We start from the raw sequence: 18,712 nt of genomic DNA on the forward strand, positions 1-18,712 counted from the left end.
GAAATAGTAGCTATTATAATAGTAATTATACTAGCTTTAATTGCTGGATATATATATAGTCAAATAGGACCATACAATAAAAGCAGCAAAAAAGAAATAATAGTGGAAATACCTAATGGAGCAACATTAACAGATGTAGCAGATATTTTACAAGAAAATAAATTAATTAAAAATAAAGTTTTGTTTAAAGCTGTAGAAAAGGTAAAACCTAACAAACATGGTGTTAAAGCTGGAACGTATTTACTACGTCAAAGTTATTCAAACTCTAAAATTTTAAGTATACTTACTGATGGAAAAGTTCACAACGATGGGACAAAGGTAACTATACCGGAGGGATTAACTTATAAAGAAGTAATAAAATCTTTAACAGATAAAAAATTAGGAAGTGCTGAAAAATATGAACAATTAATAAATAATCCTAAAGAATTTTATACTGACTTTGCATTTTTGAAAGAATCTGATATAAAGAATCTAGAGGGATTTTTATATCCTGACACTTATTATTTTGAAAAAGAAAGTACAGAAAAAGAAGTTTTATCTGCAATGTTAAAGAGATTTGAACAAGTTTATAATGATAAGTTTAAAGAGAAGCAAAAGGAAATGGGATTAACTCTTCAACAAGTTATAAATTTAGCTTCTATAATAGAAAAAGAAGCTGTTGTAGATGAAGATAGACCTATAATTGCTAGTGTTTTTTACAACAGATTAAAAATAGGAATGCCTCTTCAGTCAGATGCTACTCTACAATACGCATTTGATAAAAGAAAAGAAAGAGTAATGTATAAGGATTTAAAAGTTGATTCTCCTTACAATTCTTATTTAAATAAAGGATTACCACCTACTCCTATATGCAGTCCAGGAGTTAAGTCTATAGAAGCTGCACTATATCCATCTAATACGGATTATCTATATTTTGTAGCAACTGTAGGAGGAAAGAATAATTACAGTAAAACATATAAAGAACACTTAAAACACGTAGATAGTTATAAGCAAGAAAGAGACAAACTTAACGAAGAAAAAATAGAAAAATAAATAAAATATTTGTCCAAAAAGGCAAAGGATTATCGCGAAACTTAATATAAGTTTTAAGGCGAAACTTTGTCTTTTTTTAGGGCAACTCAAGGAGTTGAAGATATGAGTAACATAGTTGATGATTTAGTTGAAGATTATATAAGAAATACTTTAAGAGATAAAGAAGGATTATTAAAAGAATTAGAAGAGTATGCCAAAGAGCATAATGTTCCTATAGTTCACAAAGAGGTTTCAGATTTTTTAAAGGTGTTGTTGAAAGTTCAAAAACCAAAAAGAATTTTAGAAGTTGGTTGTGCAATAGGGTACTCATCTATATTATTTGCAACAGTTTTAGGTAAAGATGTAGAAATAATAACTGTTGAGAGAAATGAAAAAATGATTGAAAAAGCAAAAGAAAATATCAAAAAAGCTGGATTAGAAAATAATATAACTATATTAGAAGGAGATGCAGAAGAACTTTTAAAACAAGTTGAAGGAGAATTTGACATGATTTTCCTAGATGCAGCTAAAGGACAATATAAGCTATTTTATGATATGATAATAGATAAATTAAAAGTAGATGGGCTTTTAATATCTGACAATATTCTGTACAAAGGAATGGTAGCACATGATAGTTATGTTATCAGAAGAAAAAAAACTATAGTTAAGAGAATGAGAAGTTATCTAGATTATATATGCAATTGTGACTATCTAGATACATCTATCATACCTATTGGAGATGGAGTTACACTTAGCTATAAAAAGAAAGTAAGAGGTGATTTGAATGCATAAAGTTGAGCTTTTATCATCAGCTAAAGATTTAAACAGCTTAAAATTAGCGTTAAAAAGTGGTGCAGATGCTGTTTATATAGGTGGAGATTCATTTGGAATTGATGCTATAGCTAAAAGCTTCTCAAGAGAAGAATTGCAACAAGGTGTTGAATTTGCACATCACAACAATAAAAAAATTTATGTAGCTGTCAATGTTATGCCGCACAATGAAGATTTTGAGAGTTTAAAAGACTACTTAGTTGAACTTGAAAAGTTAAAAATAGATGGAATAATAGTAACAGATCCTGGTGTTTTAACAATAGCTAAAAACACTATACCTAGTGTTAAGGTTCACATGGGACAGCAAGCAAATGTAACCAATTTTAATTCAGCTAACTTTTGGTATGATCAAGGAGTTAGAAGGATAATTATTACTAGTGAATTATCTTTTGATGAAATACGTACAATAAGAGCTAAAACTCCATTAGATATGGAAATAGAAACCTTTGTTCATGGACCTATATGCATATCTTATTCAGGAAGAAGGCTTTTAAGCAGCTACTTAGGAAGCAAAGATAATGTAGAGTACAAAGAAGGAAGTAATAAGTATAACTTATTAGAAGAAAAAAGACAAGGGGAATACTACCCAGTTTTTGAAGATGAAAAAGGAACTTTCTTATTTAATTCAAAAGACCTATGCATGTTAAACTTTGTACCTGACTTTGTAAAAGCAGGTGTAACTAGTTTAAAGATAGATTGTAGATTACAAAGTAACGAATACTTAGAAACAGTTATAAAAGTCTATAGAAAAGCTCTAGATGAATTTTATAAAAACCCTAATGAATGGGAATTCAATCCTATTTGGTTAGAGCAAATAAAAGAAAAAAGTCATAGACCATTAACACATGGATTCTACACAGGCGAAGCTATGCCAGATGATCATGAATAAATAAAAAATTTTAAGGAGAGATTCAAAGATGACAAAGGACAAAAAGACACTGATAATAGGTATTACAGGTGGGACAGGATCAGGAAAAAGTACAGTTTGTAAATCTATAAAGGAAAATATACCAGAGGAAAATATAGCTATAATAGAACAAGATGCATACTATAAAGATCAATCTCATTTATCATTTGAGGATAGATTAAAGACTAACTATGACCATCCATTAGCTTTTGATAACAAGTTATTAATAAAGCACTTAGATATGTTATGTAATGGAGAAAGTATAGAAAAACCTATATATGACTATGAACTTCACACTAGAGACTTAGAGAATACTGTAACTACAGAGGCTAAGGATATAGTAATTGTTGAAGGTATAATGATACTTGAAGATGAAGAATTAAGAAATAAATTAGATATAAAGATATATGTAGATACAGAAGATGACCTAAGAATTTTAAGAAGAATACAAAGAGATATAAAAGAGAGAGGTAGAACAGTAGATTCTGTTATAGAACAATATTTAACAACTGTTAAGCCTGCACATGATCAATTTATAGAGCCATACAAAAAATATGCAGATATAATAATACCTGAAGGTGGACAAAACGAAGTTGCAATAGATATGGTAATAGCAAGAATAAAAACACAATTACATTAATAATAAATAGTATTAACCCCTTAGAAATTGTCAAGAATTACAATTACTAAGGGGTGATTTTATGTCTAGAAAAAAGAGTTCAATAAAATATACAAGCAAAAACAGAATGTATTCTATATTTTTATTGTTTATAGTAATTTATGGATTTTTAATATATAGATTAGTAGACATTCAAGTTGCACATTCGGATTTTTATAAAAAATGTGTTAAAGATCAGAGCAGCTCAAGTATAAACTTAAGCTCAGGTAGAGGAACTATATATGATAGAAACAATAAAAAAATAACGGATACTAAAAGTGAAGATATAATAATAATTCAAAAAGACAAAATTAATGTGGATGAAGGATATATGGAATTAATCCAAGAAGTTACAGGACTTGATAATTCTCATATATATGAAAAATTCAAGAAAATCCAGTTTCACCAATAGTTGAATTAAAAGTAAGCAAAATGAATGATAATTTAAAAGTTAGATTGGAAAATGAAAATATAATAATAGATAAAAAGACATATAGATATTCAGATGAAGATATACTAGCTCATACTATAGGATACATAGATAAGGATAGTAATGGAGTAAGCGGTATTGAAAAAAGTAAGAATGATGTGTTAAAAGATAAAAATTTAGACTATGTAGAAGTATTTAAAGCTGGAAGTTCAGGAAATGCAGGTAAGAACAAAAAAATTGGAGTTCTAGATGGTAGCGTAAAAGTAAATGAAAAGAATAAAGATGATAGACATTTGAAGTTAACTATAGATTATGATATTCAAAAAAAATTAGAAAAATTAGTAGATAAAGAACAAAACCCAAGTTCAGTAGTTATATCTGATGTAAAGACTGGAGAAGTATTAGCTATGACATCTAGACCTAATTTTGATCGAGATTCTATAAGTGAATACTTAAAGATGAGCAATGGAGAATTAGAAAATAGGGCTATAAAATATATGTATGCACCTGGATCTGTATTTAAGATAGTTGTTTTATACGCAGCACTAGAAGAAGGTTTAGTAGATGAAAACTACACTTATACATGTACAGGATCTTCAGAAGTACATAATAGAGTTTTAAAATGCAATAAATTGGAGGGGCATGGAACCTTAACTCTAGAACAAGCATTTGCTAATTCTTGTAATACTGCATTTTTAGATATAGCACTTAAAATAGGTAAGGAAAAGATAATGGATACTGCTAAAAAGCTTCATTTAGATCAAGAAGTAGGAATTGATATATATGGAGAAAAAAGTGGAACTATAAATGATGAAATAGATATAGTTAACTTATGTATTGGTCAGGGTCAAATGATGTTTACGCCACTTCAAGTTAATCAAATGACGCAAGTAATTGCTAATAATGGAACGTACAAGCCTTTACAAATTTATGATAGCATAATAAACAATAAAAAGGAAATCGTAAAGGCATTTAGGTCTACAAAGGAAGACGAAGGAGATATATCTCCATATATTGTAAGCAAGATAAAAAATATGATGAAGTCCGTAGCGAGTGAAGGAACTGCAAAAGAACTGTCTACATTAGAAAAAGGAAGTGGAGTGAAAACAGGAACAACTCAAGCGACTATTAATGTAGAAAATGCTGATAAAACTATAGGAAAAAATAATAACACATGGATGGGTAACAGGATTTTACCCTAAAGAAAATCCTAAATATGCAATAACTGTAATAATTGAAGGTACGAAGGATTCTAGTAAGCCCGCAACGCCTTTATTTAAAGAGATTTGTGAAACTATAATAAAATAAATTTTTTTATACAAGCAATTTTATCAGGCCACTTTCATATAATTTAAAATGACATGGAAGGAAGAAAGGGGTGGCCTGATTGACTATATTAAAATCTTTTGAAAAACCCTTAACTCCTGAAGAAGAGTGTAATTATCTAACTAAATTTAAATTAGAAAAGATGAATCAGCCAAGGAAGTATTAATTGAAAGAAACATGAGATTAGTAGCGCATATAGCAAAAAAATATAATAACTCAACTGAAGATCAAGATGACCTTATTTCTATAGGAACAATAGGTCTTATAAAAGCTATAGAAACTTATAATGTAGAAAAAGGAACTAGATTAGCTACGTATGCGTCCAAATGTATAGAAAATGAAATATTAATGAACATAAGAACTAATAAGAAAAATAAAGTGCAAGTTTCATTACAAGATCCAATAGGTACAGATAAGGAAGGTAATGAAATAAGTTTAATTGATGTGCTTGGTACTGATATAGACCATATTTTAGACCAAGTAGAGTTAAAAGTTCAAATCAGTAAACTTTATGAAAAGCTAGAAAATATATTAAGTCCAAGAGAAAGAGAAATTGTAAAATTGAGATATGGATTAACTCCTCTTGGATATAAAACACAAAGAGAGATTGCTCAAAAGTTAGATATTTCTAGATCTTATGTTTCTAGGATAGAAAACGAGCATTGAAAAAACTAAGAAAAGAATTAAAGTGTGAAAAAAGCCTTAATTAAGGCTTTTTTTGCGCTTAAGGAACTTTACTTACTAAAAATTGTGAATAATCTATAAAATTTAGATATAGCAATATAATTTGTTTGAGGGAAAAAAGGTTTTTGAGCAACGGACGAAGTTGTTGGTGGCATGAACAAAGTGAATTTTTGTGATTAAGAAAATTATTTTTTTGCTTATTCAAGAAATGACAAAATATTTGGAAAGTATCTGCTAATATAATTGTAAATAGTAAATTAAGGGATAAAAGGTGGGAATATATGATTAATTATACAAGTAATTTGGGGAGAATCTTGGATATAAACTTAATCATTATGATAGCTGCACTCGCAAATGGTATATATATATGTTTTTTTGAAAATTAAAAATATAAAATATATAAATTTTATATTTTTTGTAGAAGTTTTGATATATGTATATATAATTTCTAACAATTATAAATTTACAAAAATAGATATGTATGTATTAGCTGCATATACCTTCATAAAATCTATGTATTTTTGTTTTATAAAGTACAAATTAAAGATTAAAAGCATAAAGTTTATATCTGTACTAACATTAAATATTGTAAGTTTAATTTATATATGGATTAATTTTAATATATATATATCTTTTAATATTTTGATGAACTTACTTATATGCAAGTTTTGTATACTAGATAATATGAAAACTAGAAAACAAAAATTAGATGAAAATATACAAAAACTAAAAAAATTAAATGAAAATATAAGTGTATTAACCTCAAATATAAAAAATGAAGAACTAATGCAATTTGAATATAAAGAAGATACACTAAAAATAGAAAAATATAAATAAATCTATTGAAGAGTCTGATATGCCTATAGTTATGTTAGACGAAAAAAATAAAATGATTTATTGCAATCAGAACTCTTGGAGAAATATTAATCTGAATAAGGTTAATATTTTAAATTATTTATACAAGAATTTTAAAAATGGGCAAGAGTGTGTAGAGATGATTAATGAGGTAGGAGTAAATAGCTTTAAATCTATAAACTTATATGATAATGAAGAAAAAGTATATAGGTTTATATGTACAAAGGAAATGAGAGACAATAAAGAAATAAAAATATGTATATTTAATGATATAACTCAAAGTACCATAATTCAAAAACAATTAAATGATAGTGAGGAAAAATATAGAAAACTTATGGATGTTTTAACTGATGGAGTTATAATTCATGATATGAATGAGATAAAGTATATAAATGATTCTGCATTTAAAATATTTAAAATAGAAAAAAATAGAACAAATATTAGTTTGGAAAATTTAAAAAGAAAAATACACATTGATGAAAGAAATCAACTAAGTGAAAGTTTAGAAGAAGTAAAATGTGGAAAAGTAAGCAAGTGTATTAATAAATTTAAGACGGTAGATGATATTTGCATAGAAGTGATAACTACAAAAATAGAAACTGACGATTCAAATATTTTATTGAGTATAATTGTTGATATAAGCGAAATGGAAGAAGCACTTAAACAATTAGAGGCAAATCAAAAAACATATAGAGCATTAGCACAAAATTTACCAGATGGTATTGTAGTTATAGATAAAGAAAGTAAAGACTACATATATCAAAATAAATCTATGATAAAAATTTTAAAAAAAGTTAAAATGGATAGCATAAATAAATTTATAAATGATTATATTTCAAATGAATACTATGGACAAACCAAAAGGTATGAAATAGATAAAAATAAGAGTTGTTTTGCAAGTATAACTATAATAGATAGAAAAGAAGAACAACAGCTATTAGCTATAGTAAGATTGCTAGAAAATGAAGAAAGAGTTTTAGAGGCTATAAAAGAACTCGATTTAGTAAATGCTCAACATCATGTGAAAAATGAATTTTTAATAAACACATCTAAATTACTAAAAGACCCTATAAATAATGTAGCTAATATGAATAAGATATTAGAACAAAATAAATCTGAATTTAACTCCAAACATATAGAAAATTATACTAAGTTAGTTAAACAAAATTGTTATAGATTACAAAGAGTGATAAACAACATGAATGAAATTGTAGATGTAGAAAATGGAGTTTGTAGTGTTGAATTTGTGTACTGTGACATTATAAATCTTACAAAATACATAGTAGACTGTGTAAATGGATATTTAAATGATAAAGGTGTATATATTAAATTTAATAGTGATATAAATTATAGTATTTTAAAAATAGATTTAGATAAAGTTCAAAAAATAATATTAAATTTAATTTCTAATGCTATAAAATTTAGTGAAATTGGGAGCTTGATAGAAGTATATATATATAAGGAGAATGATTTTATAAACATAGCTATTAAGGATAACGGAGTAGGAATACCTAAAGATAGATTGAAATTTATATTTACTAAATTTGGACAAGTTGATAAAACCTTATCCAGAAATACAGAAGGGTGTGGAGTTGGATTAACTTTAGTAAAAGCATTTTTAAAATTACAAGGTGGATATATAAATGTAAATAGCGAAGAAGGTAGAGGCAGCGAGTTTATAATTTCATTAAAAGAATTCAAAAATATAGATGAAAAAGTTTTAGTTGACACAAATGAATTGAAGGATTCTATATTTGAAAATATGCATATAGAGTTTGCTGATATATATTTCTAAAGCCATAAATACATAGGGGGCGTAAATTATGGGATATAAGCTGATATATATATTTAATATATCAATTTTGCTAGCTAGTGGATTTTATATTTCTTCATATGCTAGGAAAAATAAAGTTTTTATGAGTATAATGTTGACAATATCTATAGTTTTAAATTTTATAAATTTCAAGCAATCACCATATTTATATATGGCAGCTACTATTAGTAGTTTTATGGTTATACAATCTATTTATAATTTTAATATCAAAAAGTATAAATACAGAGAGCTTAAAATAGGCTCTTTGTGTTTAATATCATTATTAATAATATTTTTAAATAAAAATTTTTTGCAGTTTAATATATTAACAAATTTAGTCATAAGCATAGGATTGTTTTTTATAGTTTTAAGTGTATATTCAAAAAAATATAGAGATAAAAATAGCCATTTAGTAATTGATTTAAAGATTCTTAAAAATAAAATTAAAAGTAAAAATGATAATTTAAAAGCTAGTAAAAAAGAAACAAAAAAAACTATTAGAAAATATTAAATAACAAAAAAAGAAATTTTTAAAATATTAATATTAGAACAAAATAATAAATGTGTAATTTTAATAGATAAATACGGATATATATCAAATGAAGATAGTAGTTTTTCAAATGTTTGGAAAGAATACTCATGTTGTAATTACAAAATAAAGTTTTCTCATTTTTTAAATAAGAGTATAGAGAACAGTACGGATGTGTTATTAGATGTTCAAAAGGTGTATGATATAGGCATTAAGCTCAATAGGGAAATAATTAGTAATGATAATAGGTATTTTGATTGTGAGTACACTCCATTAAAAGTTAATAATCGAATAATGGGAGTTATATGTATAATGACAGATATAACATATAAAAAATATTCACAGAAAATAATCAATTATAACAAAATAAAGTTATAAAAAAACTATAGAAACAATACCTCATACTATTGTGGTAACAAGAGATAATAAAATTACATACAACAATAATAATAATTTAGACATAGACATATATGAAGATAGAATAAAAGATTTTATTCTAAACACAAAATCAAAAGGAAGCTTTGAGGGATATTTAAATAAAGACACTAAAAAATACCTAAATATAAACAAAACGAGTTTTAAAGAAAATAACATAAAAAAGATATAGCAATAATAAGGGATACTACAGAGTATAATATACTTTTAAAAAGTATAGAACAAAGCGCTAAAAATTATATATCTTTAGTTAATGCTATTCCTCAGGGAATATATATATATGATTTTGAAGATAAAAAAACTACTTATGTAAATGAAGTACTTTTGAATATGTCAGGTTTTGAAAGCTTAAATGAATTTAATGATAGCCACATAATAAAAGATATTTCGTGGGTCTTAAATAAATTTGGGCAAGATGTCAAATTTATGCGACATAAGATACAAAATAGAAAAGGAAAATATATAGATGTAGAACTAGGGGGAATTACCCTGGAAATAAATAATAAAATGACATGTATAGGCATAATGAATGACATAACTGAAAAGGTTAAGGCTGAAAATATAGAAAGAGAAATAGCTAAGAAAAAAGTAGAATATAAACAAAAAAATCATTTTTATAAATATGTCGCATGAGTTAAAAACTCCATTAAATTTAATAATGTCGTCTAATCAATTGATTCAAGCTGTTTTCAAAGATGAAATTTTAAGCAATGAAAGTGGATTAATAGCAGCTGTTACTAATTCAGTAAAAAAACAAAGTTATATATCCCTAAGGCTTATAGAAAATATAATGACATTAACTAAATTAGAAGCTGATTTTTATAAACCAGAAGTAGATTGTTATGATGTTGTAAGCTTAGTTGAAGACATAATAATTGAAATTAATAAATATTCAATAGATGATAAAATAGAATTTATATTTGATACAAATATAGAAGAAAAGTTAGTAAGAGTAGATCCTTATGATATAGAAAGAATAATATTGCTACTTTTTAGTAAATTGATAAAACAGTCAAAACAAAATAGTACTATATATGTTGAAATCTTAGATAATACAAATGGATTAAATATATATATAAAAATATAGGACGATATGACAAGGATATATATATAAATAATCAATCTAGAGATAATATAAATATGAATTTAGAAGTTGCAAAATCTATAATTAATATTTATGGAGGATCAATAAATATAGTTGAACTAAAAGTAATATAGAGATAAATATAAATCTTAATATTAAGGAAAGTTTAGAATATGATGAAAAGAAAATTTGTACCTTAAATAAGGAATCTATATACGCAGAATACTCTATGATAAATGCTTTATAAAAATTCGTTTTGCTTGAGCGACAAAAATAGGATATCTCAAATTTAAATTTAAGATATCCTATTTTTGAGTTTAAAAAAGAATAATTAAAGCTGTATAATATATATAACAAATGGAAATAAAAGCTAACAGGAGGTAATTATGGATATAAATGCAAAAACTAATTTATTATGTTTAATAGGAAATCCTGTTGAACATAGTTTTTCACCTAGTATACATAACTATTTGATTAAAAAAAATAATCTGAATATGAAATACGTGTGCTTTAATGTTAAAAGTGATGAGCTAGAAAATGCTATAAAAGGAATAAAAGCTTTAGGCATTAAAGGATGCAATGTAACTATTCCTCATAAAGTGGAAATAATTAAGTATTTAGACTCAGTAGATAAGAATGCACTGTTGATTGGAGCCGTAAATACTGTAAAAATGAAGGTGGAAAGTTAATTGGATACAATACTGATGGTGTTGGGTTTGTAAAATCAATAACAGACAAGGGCTATGATATTTACAATAAAAATGTTTTAATAATAGGAGCCGGAGGAGCTGCTAGAAGTATAGCTATAGAAATGGCATCAAATGGAGCTAAAGAGATAAATTTAAGAAATAGAAGTATAAAAAATGCTAAAGAAATATCTGATATTTTAATTGATAGTTTTGGTATAAATTCAAAATTTTCAACAGATCAAATAACTAAAGAAGATTTAGAAGATATAGACATAATAATCAATACAACTCCTATAGGAATGGACAAAGATAAAGACAGTTGTCCAATAGATGAAAAAATTAATTTAACTAATAAAGATATACTTGTTTGTGATATTGTTTATAATCCACATGAAACTAAATTTATTTCTTGGGCTAAAAAAAATAATTTTGACATTGTATATGGTATAGACATGCTTATAAATCAAGCTATACAAGGGTTTAATATATGGACAGGTATTTATGCAAATGAGCATGGAAATTTAAAGGATATGCTGAAAAATGTATAACTACAAGCATAAGAGGAAAGGGTATTTAATTTTAGAAAATATTGTAGCTTTAAGTTTAATAGGAATAATGGCATCACTAGTTGTAAGTATATTTTCAACTAGTGTTTTTAATTTGAAAAATCATACAACACAAATCAAATGATAAATCTAGCAAAAAAAGAAATGTGTAGCATAGAGTATGAGATTCAAAATAATAAAGAGGAAAATTTATTTGAAAGAACTAGTAAAAATATTGAAGGGTATACTGTGAAATCAGAAGTGATAAAAGAAAGAAATTATTTTAATTGTTATCGAATTTCTATTTGTGTCAGTTGTTGTGAAAGAAAAATGGTAGTAGATAGTTATGTGGTGAGAACATGAAAAAAAGAAATGGATCAGTGATTATAGTGACATTATTGTGTTGCTTTATATTAAGCTGTATATGCTTAGGGTGTATAGAATTAGTTAAAACAAATAATGATATAGTTTCTACAAAGGAAAAGTCAATGAAAATAGAATATGAAGTAAAAGGTGGTATAAACTTAGGCTGTAGTAAAGTTGCAGAAGAAGTTAATAATTTAATTGGAAATAATATCGAAGAGAATAATTTAGAATGTAAATTTAAAGATCACTTTTTAGGAAATAATAAAATAAATATAATAAGATCTATAGAATCTATGGGGAATGATAAATTAAAAATAAGAGTAGTAAATAATGATATTTACCTAGATGATGACTACATAAAGTTAGATATAGAATCAAAAAAAGAAGATAGCAATTTTAAGAAAATTGCTAGATGCTCAGTTAAAATAAATATTAAATCAATTGAGGAAAATGAAAAGAGAGTATTCAAATACAATTATAAGGAGATTTAGAAAAATGAAAAGAGAAGGAATGTGACTTTAGTTGAAGTTGTAATAGGAATAGGGATAGTTATGGCTATTTTAATGATAAGCTTTCCAAAAGAAAAATCACAAAGATATGAAATTGATTCTTTTGCTAGGCAGCTAGTAGGAGATATAAGGTATGTTAGAAGTATGAACTCAAATGGAAACCTTAGTGTTTTTTTAGAAAATATTAGTTCACAGGAAAATCCTAGATATGTAATAAAAGAAAATACCGATATAGTGAAAACTGTATACCTTCCTAAAAATTCTAGTTTATCTTATCCATCATCAACAATAAAGTTCAAATCAGATGGTACACTTAGCTCAAAAGGAGAAACTATAATAATTGATTCAAAAGATAGAAAAATAAAAATAACTATCATACCGTTTAGTGGAAGAGTTTTATTGAAAGAAGATATATATGAAACGTAGAAAGGGATATCTTATACTAGAAATTTCAATATCTATGATAATTACGAGTATTGTACTAATTACACTATACGGTTTATTATTTACCTCAATAAATCTGTATAAAAAAATTTATAGCAGTATAGAAATACAACAACAAGGTATGGAGATTCAAAAACATATGGAAAAAGAGTTAAGTGGAGATATAGAAATAACTGATGTGAAAACAGAAAACAGCCAAGTATTAAATGATAAAGAGTTTGAATTTACAAAAGTGAAATCTATTTATTATAAATCAAAAACGAATTTGGAAGTTAATGACTGTGATGAGCTATTTTTAAACAATAAAGCTAAGAAGCTTTTTATAAAGCGAATGGGATATAAATCAGGCTATGAAATAGGCGACTATATAGATTCTATATATATATCTAAAGAAAAAGATGGTAGAATTATCAATATAAAATTACAACTATCTAAAAATAAACAGAATCATTGTATTGAATTTTCAATATACAATGATAATATAGGAGAACTTGCATGAAAAATATAATCTTAATTGGATTTATGGGAACTGGAAAGACTACAGTTGGAAAGGAATTAGCTAGACTTAAAGAGATGAAATTTTTAGATATGGATTTTGAAATTGAAAAAAGAAAATAAAACAATAAATCAAATTTTCAAAGAACATGGAGAAGTATATTTTAGAAGAATTGAATCAGCGTTACTTAAAGAAGTATATTGTTTAGAAAATACTATAATATCTACTGGGGGCGGAATTATAGAGAATGAAAGTAATGCTGAGATTTTTAAAAATACAAAAACGTAATATGGTTAGATGGAAATGTTAATACTATAGTTAATAACTTAAAAAATGAAATAGATAAAAGACCTAAACTAAAAGATGTAAAAGATATAAAACCCTATGTCCAGGATCTATTAAATCACAGATATGAAAAGTATGAAAAATGTTCAAATATCAAAATAAGTATTGATGATAAAAATATAGCTCAAGTAGTTAGGGAGATACTTGTTTATATTTAACAAAATATGTTATTATATAGAGTATAAACGAGTTTTTATCAAAAGGTTGGTGGATGCTATAAAAATATTAATAATTAATGGTCCTAATTTAAATATGTTAGGAAAAAGAGAACCTGATGTATATGGGAAAAACACATTAGAAGATTTAGAATATAGCATAAAACAAACATTTAAAGATACTATTGATTTTGAATTTTTTCAAAGTAATCATGAAGGATGCATAATAGATAAATTACATGAGGCTAATTGTAATTTTGATGGAATTATTATAAATCCTGGAGCGTTTACACATTATAGCTATGCTATAGCAGATGCCATAAAATCTATTAGTACTAAAGTAGTAGAAGTACATATATCTAATGTGCATAAAAGAGAAGAATTTAGACAAAAAAGCGTAACCGCTAGTGCATGTATAGGACAAATTACAGGATTTGGATTTTATGGATATATTTTGGGGGTAAATGCAATAATAAATTGTGAGGTGGGTATAGGTGAAAAATAGAGTTTTAAAATTAAGAGCAGAGATGGAAAGATTAAACTTAGATGCAATTTTAATTGAAGAGTCTAAAAATAAAAGATACATATCTGGATTTACAGGAACTGCTGGGTCTATAATAATAACTAAGGAAAAAACATATTATTTACAGACTTTAGATATACACAACAAGCTAAAAATCAAACAGAGGATTTTGAAATAGTTGAAATATCTAGAACAAACCCGATCACAAACTTCTTGAAAGAAATGAATATGAAAAGACTAGGATTTGAAGATGATAAAATGAGTTTTTCAACATATTCAAATTATAAAGAAGCTTTAGTTAATACAGAAATGGTTCCACTAAAAGGATTAATGCTAGATTTAAGAGCTATAAAAGATGAAAAAGAGTTAGATGTTATAAGACAAGCTTCTAAGATTGCAGATAATGGATTTAAATATATATTAGGATTTATTAAGCCAGGAATGAAGGAAAGTGAAGTTGCTTTAGAACTTGAGTTTTTCATGAGAAAGCAAGGCGCAACTGGAGTATCATTTGATTTTATAGTAGCATCAGGGAAAAGATCATCTATGCCTCACGGAGTAGCTAGTGATAAAGTTATAGAGACAGGCGATTTCGTAACAATAGATTTTGGATGTGTATATAATGGATATTGCTCAGATATGACAAGAACTATAGTTGTAGGAAAAGCGAATGATAAGCAAAAAGAAATATACAATATAGTATTAGAAGCTCAATTAAAGGTTATAGAAGCTGCAAAAGCTAACATGAGTGGAATAGAACTTGACAATATCGCAAGACAATATATAATTGAAAAAGGATATGGTGATAAATTTGGTCATGGCTTAGGACACGGAATAGGCCTTGATGTACATGAACTTCCAAATGTTAATACATTGGGAGAAAAGTTATTAAAGCCTAATATGGTTATAAGTGATGAGCCAGGTATATACATAGAAGATTTTGGTGGTGTAAGAATTGAAGATCTACTTATAATAACAGAAGATGGATGTGAAGTGTTAAATTCATCACCGAAAGAATTAATAGAATTAGAATTTTAAGTATAATTATGGAGGGACACATATGGTAACAGCAGGTGATTTTAGAAAAGGTGTAACATTTGAGAAGGATGGTCAACCATGTTTAATAGTTGATTTCCAACATGTTAAGCCAGGAAAAGGTGCTGCGTTTGTCAGAACTAAGTACAGAAACTTAAAAACAGGAGCAATAAGAGAAGAAGCTTTTAACCCAAGTGACAAGTTCCCTAAAGCTCATATAGACACTAGACAAATGCAATATCTATACAATGATGGTGAGTTATACTACTTCATGGATAACGAGACTTTCGAGCAAATACCACTAGACTATGAAAAAGTTGAAGATGCAATCAAATTCTTAAAAGAAAATGAAACTGCAACAATAAGATTCTACCAAGGGCAACCATTCCAAGTAGAAGCTCCAAACTTTGCAGAACTTGAAATAGTTGAAACAGAGCCAGGAATCAAAGGAGATACTGCAAGTAACGTTACTAAGTCAGCTACAGTTGAGACTGGTGCAGTAGTTCAAGTACCTTTATTCATAAATACAGGAGATAGAATAAAGATAGATACAAGAACTGGAGAATATTTATCAAGAGTTTAATAATTTATGAATATAAAAGCTTATATATCTAATAATAGATATATGGGCTTTTAAATTTATACAAAAAAATAAGGAAAGTGAGGGGTTTTAATGAAATATTTATATGAAGAAGTTGCATACTTAAAAGGTCTTGCAGAGGGATTAGAAATAAGTGAAGAAACAAAAGAAGGCAAAATAATAAATAAAATAGTAGATGTTTTAGAAAGTTTTGCAGATGCAATAGTAGAATTAGAAGAAGAGCAAATAGAACTTATAGATTATGTAGAATCTATAGACGAAGATTTATCAGATGTGGAAGATGATATATACGAAGAAGATGAAGACGATGAAGATGAAGAATATAACTACATAGAAATGGAATGCCCTAATTGTAATGATTTTGTAGAGATAGATGAGGACTTACTATATAATGAAGATATAGATATAGTATGCCCTAATTGTCAAGCAGTTATATTATCGGCAGAAGATGAGTGTGAATGCTCAGATGAGTGCATATGTGATTGTGATTGTCATGAGGAAAAATAAAACTGTATAAGTGAAGAATTTATAGAGCCTATGAAGTTATATAAGATTCATAGGCTTTTTTACGCCTAAGTAAATTAGTTTTATATTTATGTTTTGCAATAATTTTAGAAAAATAGTACACTATAGTCTATAGATATTTAAATGGAGGTAAATAAATGAAAATAAAATCAAATATATTAGTTAATATATCAAAATTTGAAGATATTATTAAATATAAATTTAAAAATAAAAAATTTATATTAGAGGCATTAACACATAGTTCATACTCTAATGAGAATAAATCTTATTCATTCAATGAGAGATTAGAATTCTTAGGAGATTCAGTTCTAGGAATAGTAATAAGTGATTACTTATTTCAAAAAGAACAAGATTTACCAGAAGGTGAGTTAACAAAATTAAGAGCCAATATAGTTTGTGAAGAGTCTTTAAGTGATGTTGCTAAAGAAATAAATTTAGGAAACCACATTCTTTTAGGAAGAGGAGAAGAAGCTACAGGAGGTAGAGATCGTATATCTATATTAGCGGATGCATTTGAGGCTGTAATAGCTGCAATATACCTAGATGGTGGAATTGAAAATGCAAAAGAATTTATATTAGATCACATGGAAGCTATAATTCAAGACTCTATAAAAGGAAGAATCTTCAGAGACTATAAGACTCATTTACAAGAGGTTGTACAAAGCAAAGGTGAAAGTATAATTTCATATAACTTAGTAGAAGAAATTGGACCAGATCATAATAAACGATTTGTAATGGAAGTTACCCTAGATTGTGAAGTTTTAGGAAAAGGAGAAGGTAAGAGTAAAAAAGAGGCAGAACAATCAGCTGCAAAACAAGCATTAAGAAGGATGATTTAATATGAAAAAGAGAATTATACCTATATTTGTGCCTCATAGGGGATGCCCTCATGATTGTATTTTTTGTAATCAAAAGAAAATTACTGGAGTAAGCACAGATATTACAAGTAAAGATGTAAGAAATATAATTGAAGAATATTTAACTACAATAGATAAAGATGCAAGTATTGAGATTGCATTTTTTGGAGGTAGTTTTACTGCTATAGATATAGATATTCAAAGAAGTTTACTTTCTGTGGCTAAGGAATATGTAGACAAAAATATTGTAGATGATATAAGAATGTCTACTAGACCTGATTGTATAAACGATGAAATACTAACTATGCTAAAAGAATATAAGACAAGTATTATAGAACTGGGAGTTCAATCTTTAGATGAGAAGGTTTTAATAGATAGTGTAAGAGGTCATAGTGATGAAGATGTATTTAAAAGCTCAAAACTTATAAAGGATTATGACATAGATTTAGGATTACAGATGATGGTAGGTTTACCATCAGATACAGAAGAAAAATGTATAAAGACAGCCAAAAAATTTATAGAATTAAAACCAGATTGTGTAAGAGTATATCCGACTTTAGTAGTTAAAGAAACAGGACTTGAAAAGCTATTAAAGGAAGGAAAATATAATTCATTTACACTTGATAAAAGTATAGATATAGTAAAAAAGTTTTGGTTTTATTTTATATAAACAATATAAATGTAATTAGAGTTGGATTACAAGCAACTGAAGATATAGCAATAGGAAAAGAAGTTCTTGCAGGCCCATACCATCCAGCTTATAGAGAGTTAGTTGAAAGTAAGATGTATGGAGATTTTATTGAACACTTAATTAAAACATATGAGGTTAAGAAAAATTTAGTAGTTTTAGTTAATAAAAGAAATGTATCTAGAATATTAGGAAATAAAAAATCTAATGTAATAGAAATAAAAGAAAAATATGATGTTTTATTAAAAACTAAGGAAGCAAATTTAGATATAAATGAATTAGAATTTGTATTAGATGATGAAAAAACTATAAAGTTTAATACAAAAGAAATATATATGAAGTTAAGAGACATATACAACCTTTAGTTTTAT

At 26.5% G+C, this 18,712-nt stretch carries 26 protein-coding genes and 3 pseudogenes; all 29 read left to right on the top strand.

What is annotated here, in order from left to right; all coding sequences use genetic code 11:
• Positions 1-27 precede the first annotated feature (27 nt).
• The 29 genes and pseudogenes from mltG (at position 28) to LEQ07_RS22770 (ending at position 18,706) form a co-directional block, all read left to right on the top strand.
• The gene (gene mltG, locus LEQ07_RS01055; RefSeq protein WP_442952390.1) at positions 28-1,032 is read left to right on the top strand and encodes an endolytic transglycosylase MltG; all 1,005 of its coding nucleotides are present in this window, start codon (positions 28-30) and stop codon (positions 1,030-1,032) included.
• Positions 1,033-1,134: 102 nt separating this feature from the next.
• On the top strand, positions 1,135-1,803 hold the full coding sequence (locus tag LEQ07_RS01060) for an O-methyltransferase (protein ID WP_046823188.1): 669 nt from the start codon (positions 1,135-1,137) through the stop codon (positions 1,801-1,803).
• Positions 1,796-2,731, top strand: a complete 936-nt coding sequence (locus LEQ07_RS01065) for a peptidase U32 family protein (RefSeq protein ID WP_046823187.1) — start codon at positions 1,796-1,798, stop codon at positions 2,729-2,731. The genes LEQ07_RS01060 and LEQ07_RS01065 overlap by 8 nt, the downstream gene beginning before the upstream one ends.
• Before the next feature lie 28 nt (positions 2,732-2,759).
• Complete coding sequence (gene udk / locus LEQ07_RS01070) at positions 2,760-3,389, top strand: uridine kinase (protein WP_046823186.1); 630 nt, start codon at positions 2,760-2,762, stop codon at positions 3,387-3,389.
• A gap of 61 nt (positions 3,390-3,450) precedes the next feature.
• Complete coding sequence (locus LEQ07_RS01075) at positions 3,451-3,819, top strand: hypothetical protein (protein WP_263329218.1); 369 nt, start codon at positions 3,451-3,453, stop codon at positions 3,817-3,819.
• Between the two features lie 20 nt (positions 3,820-3,839).
• Positions 3,840-5,039, top strand: coding sequence for a peptidoglycan D,D-transpeptidase FtsI family protein (locus LEQ07_RS01080; RefSeq protein WP_263329219.1), 1,200 nt, complete (start codon positions 3,840-3,842; stop codon positions 5,037-5,039).
• Between the two features lie 19 nt (positions 5,040-5,058).
• Positions 5,059-5,145, top strand: a complete 87-nt coding sequence (locus LEQ07_RS22315) for a hypothetical protein (RefSeq protein ID WP_263329249.1) — start codon at positions 5,059-5,061, stop codon at positions 5,143-5,145.
• Positions 5,146-5,340: 195 nt separating this feature from the next.
• On the top strand, positions 5,341-5,829 hold the full coding sequence (gene sigK / locus LEQ07_RS01090) for an RNA polymerase sporulation sigma factor SigK (RefSeq protein ID WP_332842802.1): 489 nt from the start codon (positions 5,341-5,343) through the stop codon (positions 5,827-5,829).
• 444 nt (positions 5,830-6,273) lie between these two features.
• Positions 6,274-6,684, top strand: coding sequence for a hypothetical protein (locus LEQ07_RS01095; RefSeq protein ID WP_263329220.1), 411 nt, complete (start codon positions 6,274-6,276; stop codon positions 6,682-6,684).
• 19 nt (positions 6,685-6,703) lie between these two features.
• Positions 6,704-8,497, top strand: coding sequence for a PAS domain-containing sensor histidine kinase (locus LEQ07_RS01100; RefSeq protein WP_263329221.1), 1,794 nt, complete (start codon positions 6,704-6,706; stop codon positions 8,495-8,497).
• Positions 8,498-8,525: 28 nt separating this feature from the next.
• On the top strand, positions 8,526-9,026 hold the full coding sequence (locus tag LEQ07_RS01105) for a hypothetical protein (RefSeq protein ID WP_263329222.1): 501 nt from the start codon (positions 8,526-8,528) through the stop codon (positions 9,024-9,026).
• 427 nt (positions 9,027-9,453) lie between these two features.
• The gene (locus LEQ07_RS01110) at positions 9,454-9,651 is read left to right on the top strand and encodes a hypothetical protein (RefSeq protein WP_263329223.1); all 198 of its coding nucleotides are present in this window, start codon (positions 9,454-9,456) and stop codon (positions 9,649-9,651) included.
• Positions 9,652-9,809: 158 nt separating this feature from the next.
• Entirely contained in the window at positions 9,810-10,112 is a 303-nt protein-coding gene (locus LEQ07_RS01115; protein ID WP_263329224.1) for a hypothetical protein, read from the top strand.
• Entirely contained in the window at positions 10,102-10,566 is a 465-nt protein-coding gene (locus LEQ07_RS01120) for a sensor histidine kinase (protein WP_263329225.1), read from the top strand. The genes LEQ07_RS01115 and LEQ07_RS01120 overlap by 11 nt, the downstream gene beginning before the upstream one ends.
• A gap of 383 nt (positions 10,567-10,949) precedes the next feature.
• Entirely contained in the window at positions 10,950-11,252 is a 303-nt protein-coding gene (locus LEQ07_RS01125; protein WP_263329226.1) for a shikimate dehydrogenase family protein, read from the top strand.
• A 116-nt stretch (positions 11,253-11,368) separates the two neighbouring features.
• Positions 11,369-11,800 carry a hypothetical protein gene (locus LEQ07_RS01130; RefSeq protein ID WP_263329252.1) on the top strand — a complete coding sequence of 144 codons (432 nt, stop codon included), beginning with the start codon at positions 11,369-11,371 and terminating at the stop codon, positions 11,798-11,800.
• A complete protein-coding gene (locus LEQ07_RS01135) occupies positions 11,793-11,942 on the top strand; it encodes a pilus assembly FimT family protein (protein WP_263329227.1) in 150 nt (49 codons plus the stop codon). Before LEQ07_RS01130 ends, LEQ07_RS01135 begins: the two co-directional genes overlap by 8 nt.
• Positions 11,939-12,160, top strand: coding sequence for a hypothetical protein (locus LEQ07_RS01140; RefSeq protein WP_263329228.1), 222 nt, complete (start codon positions 11,939-11,941; stop codon positions 12,158-12,160). Before LEQ07_RS01135 ends, LEQ07_RS01140 begins: the two co-directional genes overlap by 4 nt.
• Positions 12,157-12,654, top strand: coding sequence for a hypothetical protein (locus tag LEQ07_RS01145; protein ID WP_046821481.1), 498 nt, complete (start codon positions 12,157-12,159; stop codon positions 12,652-12,654). Before LEQ07_RS01140 ends, LEQ07_RS01145 begins: the two co-directional genes overlap by 4 nt.
• Positions 12,655-12,675: 21 nt before the next feature.
• On the top strand, positions 12,676-13,098 hold the full coding sequence (locus LEQ07_RS01150) for a hypothetical protein (RefSeq protein WP_046821482.1): 423 nt from the start codon (positions 12,676-12,678) through the stop codon (positions 13,096-13,098).
• The gene (locus LEQ07_RS01155) at positions 13,088-13,615 is read left to right on the top strand and encodes a hypothetical protein (protein WP_152650739.1); all 528 of its coding nucleotides are present in this window, start codon (positions 13,088-13,090) and stop codon (positions 13,613-13,615) included. Before LEQ07_RS01150 ends, LEQ07_RS01155 begins: the two co-directional genes overlap by 11 nt.
• Before the next feature lie 74 nt (positions 13,616-13,689).
• A pseudogene (locus tag LEQ07_RS22765) lies at positions 13,690-14,115 on the top strand (shikimate kinase).
• A gap of 49 nt (positions 14,116-14,164) precedes the next feature.
• Positions 14,165-14,617: a type II 3-dehydroquinate dehydratase gene (aroQ, locus tag LEQ07_RS01170; RefSeq protein WP_332840796.1), complete on the top strand. Its 453-nt coding sequence runs from the start codon at positions 14,165-14,167 to the stop codon at positions 14,615-14,617.
• Positions 14,618-14,639: 22 nt separating this feature from the next.
• Positions 14,640-14,926 (top strand): annotated as a pseudogene (locus tag LEQ07_RS19970) (aminopeptidase P family N-terminal domain-containing protein); the annotation flags it as partial.
• A gap of 39 nt (positions 14,927-14,965) precedes the next feature.
• Positions 14,966-15,673, top strand: coding sequence for a M24 family metallopeptidase (locus LEQ07_RS01175; protein ID WP_317851978.1), 708 nt, complete (start codon positions 14,966-14,968; stop codon positions 15,671-15,673).
• A gap of 22 nt (positions 15,674-15,695) precedes the next feature.
• Positions 15,696-16,253, top strand: a complete 558-nt coding sequence (gene efp / locus LEQ07_RS01180) for an elongation factor P (RefSeq protein WP_021429540.1) — start codon at positions 15,696-15,698, stop codon at positions 16,251-16,253.
• A gap of 90 nt (positions 16,254-16,343) precedes the next feature.
• Complete coding sequence (locus LEQ07_RS01185) at positions 16,344-16,778, top strand: CD1247 N-terminal domain-containing protein (RefSeq protein WP_046821485.1); 435 nt, start codon at positions 16,344-16,346, stop codon at positions 16,776-16,778.
• Between the two features lie 155 nt (positions 16,779-16,933).
• The gene (rnc, locus tag LEQ07_RS01190) at positions 16,934-17,635 is read left to right on the top strand and encodes a ribonuclease III (RefSeq protein WP_046821486.1); all 702 of its coding nucleotides are present in this window, start codon (positions 16,934-16,936) and stop codon (positions 17,633-17,635) included.
• Position 17,636: 1 nt separating this feature from the next.
• Positions 17,637-18,706 (top strand): annotated as a pseudogene (locus LEQ07_RS22770) (elongator complex protein 3).
• Positions 18,707-18,712: the final 6 nt, after the last annotated feature.

Origin of the sequence: Paraclostridium sp. AKS73, assembly GCF_025671395.1 — a bacterium.
In the GTDB taxonomy this organism is placed as follows: Bacteria; Bacillota; Clostridia; order Peptostreptococcales; family Peptostreptococcaceae; genus Paraclostridium; species Paraclostridium benzoelyticum.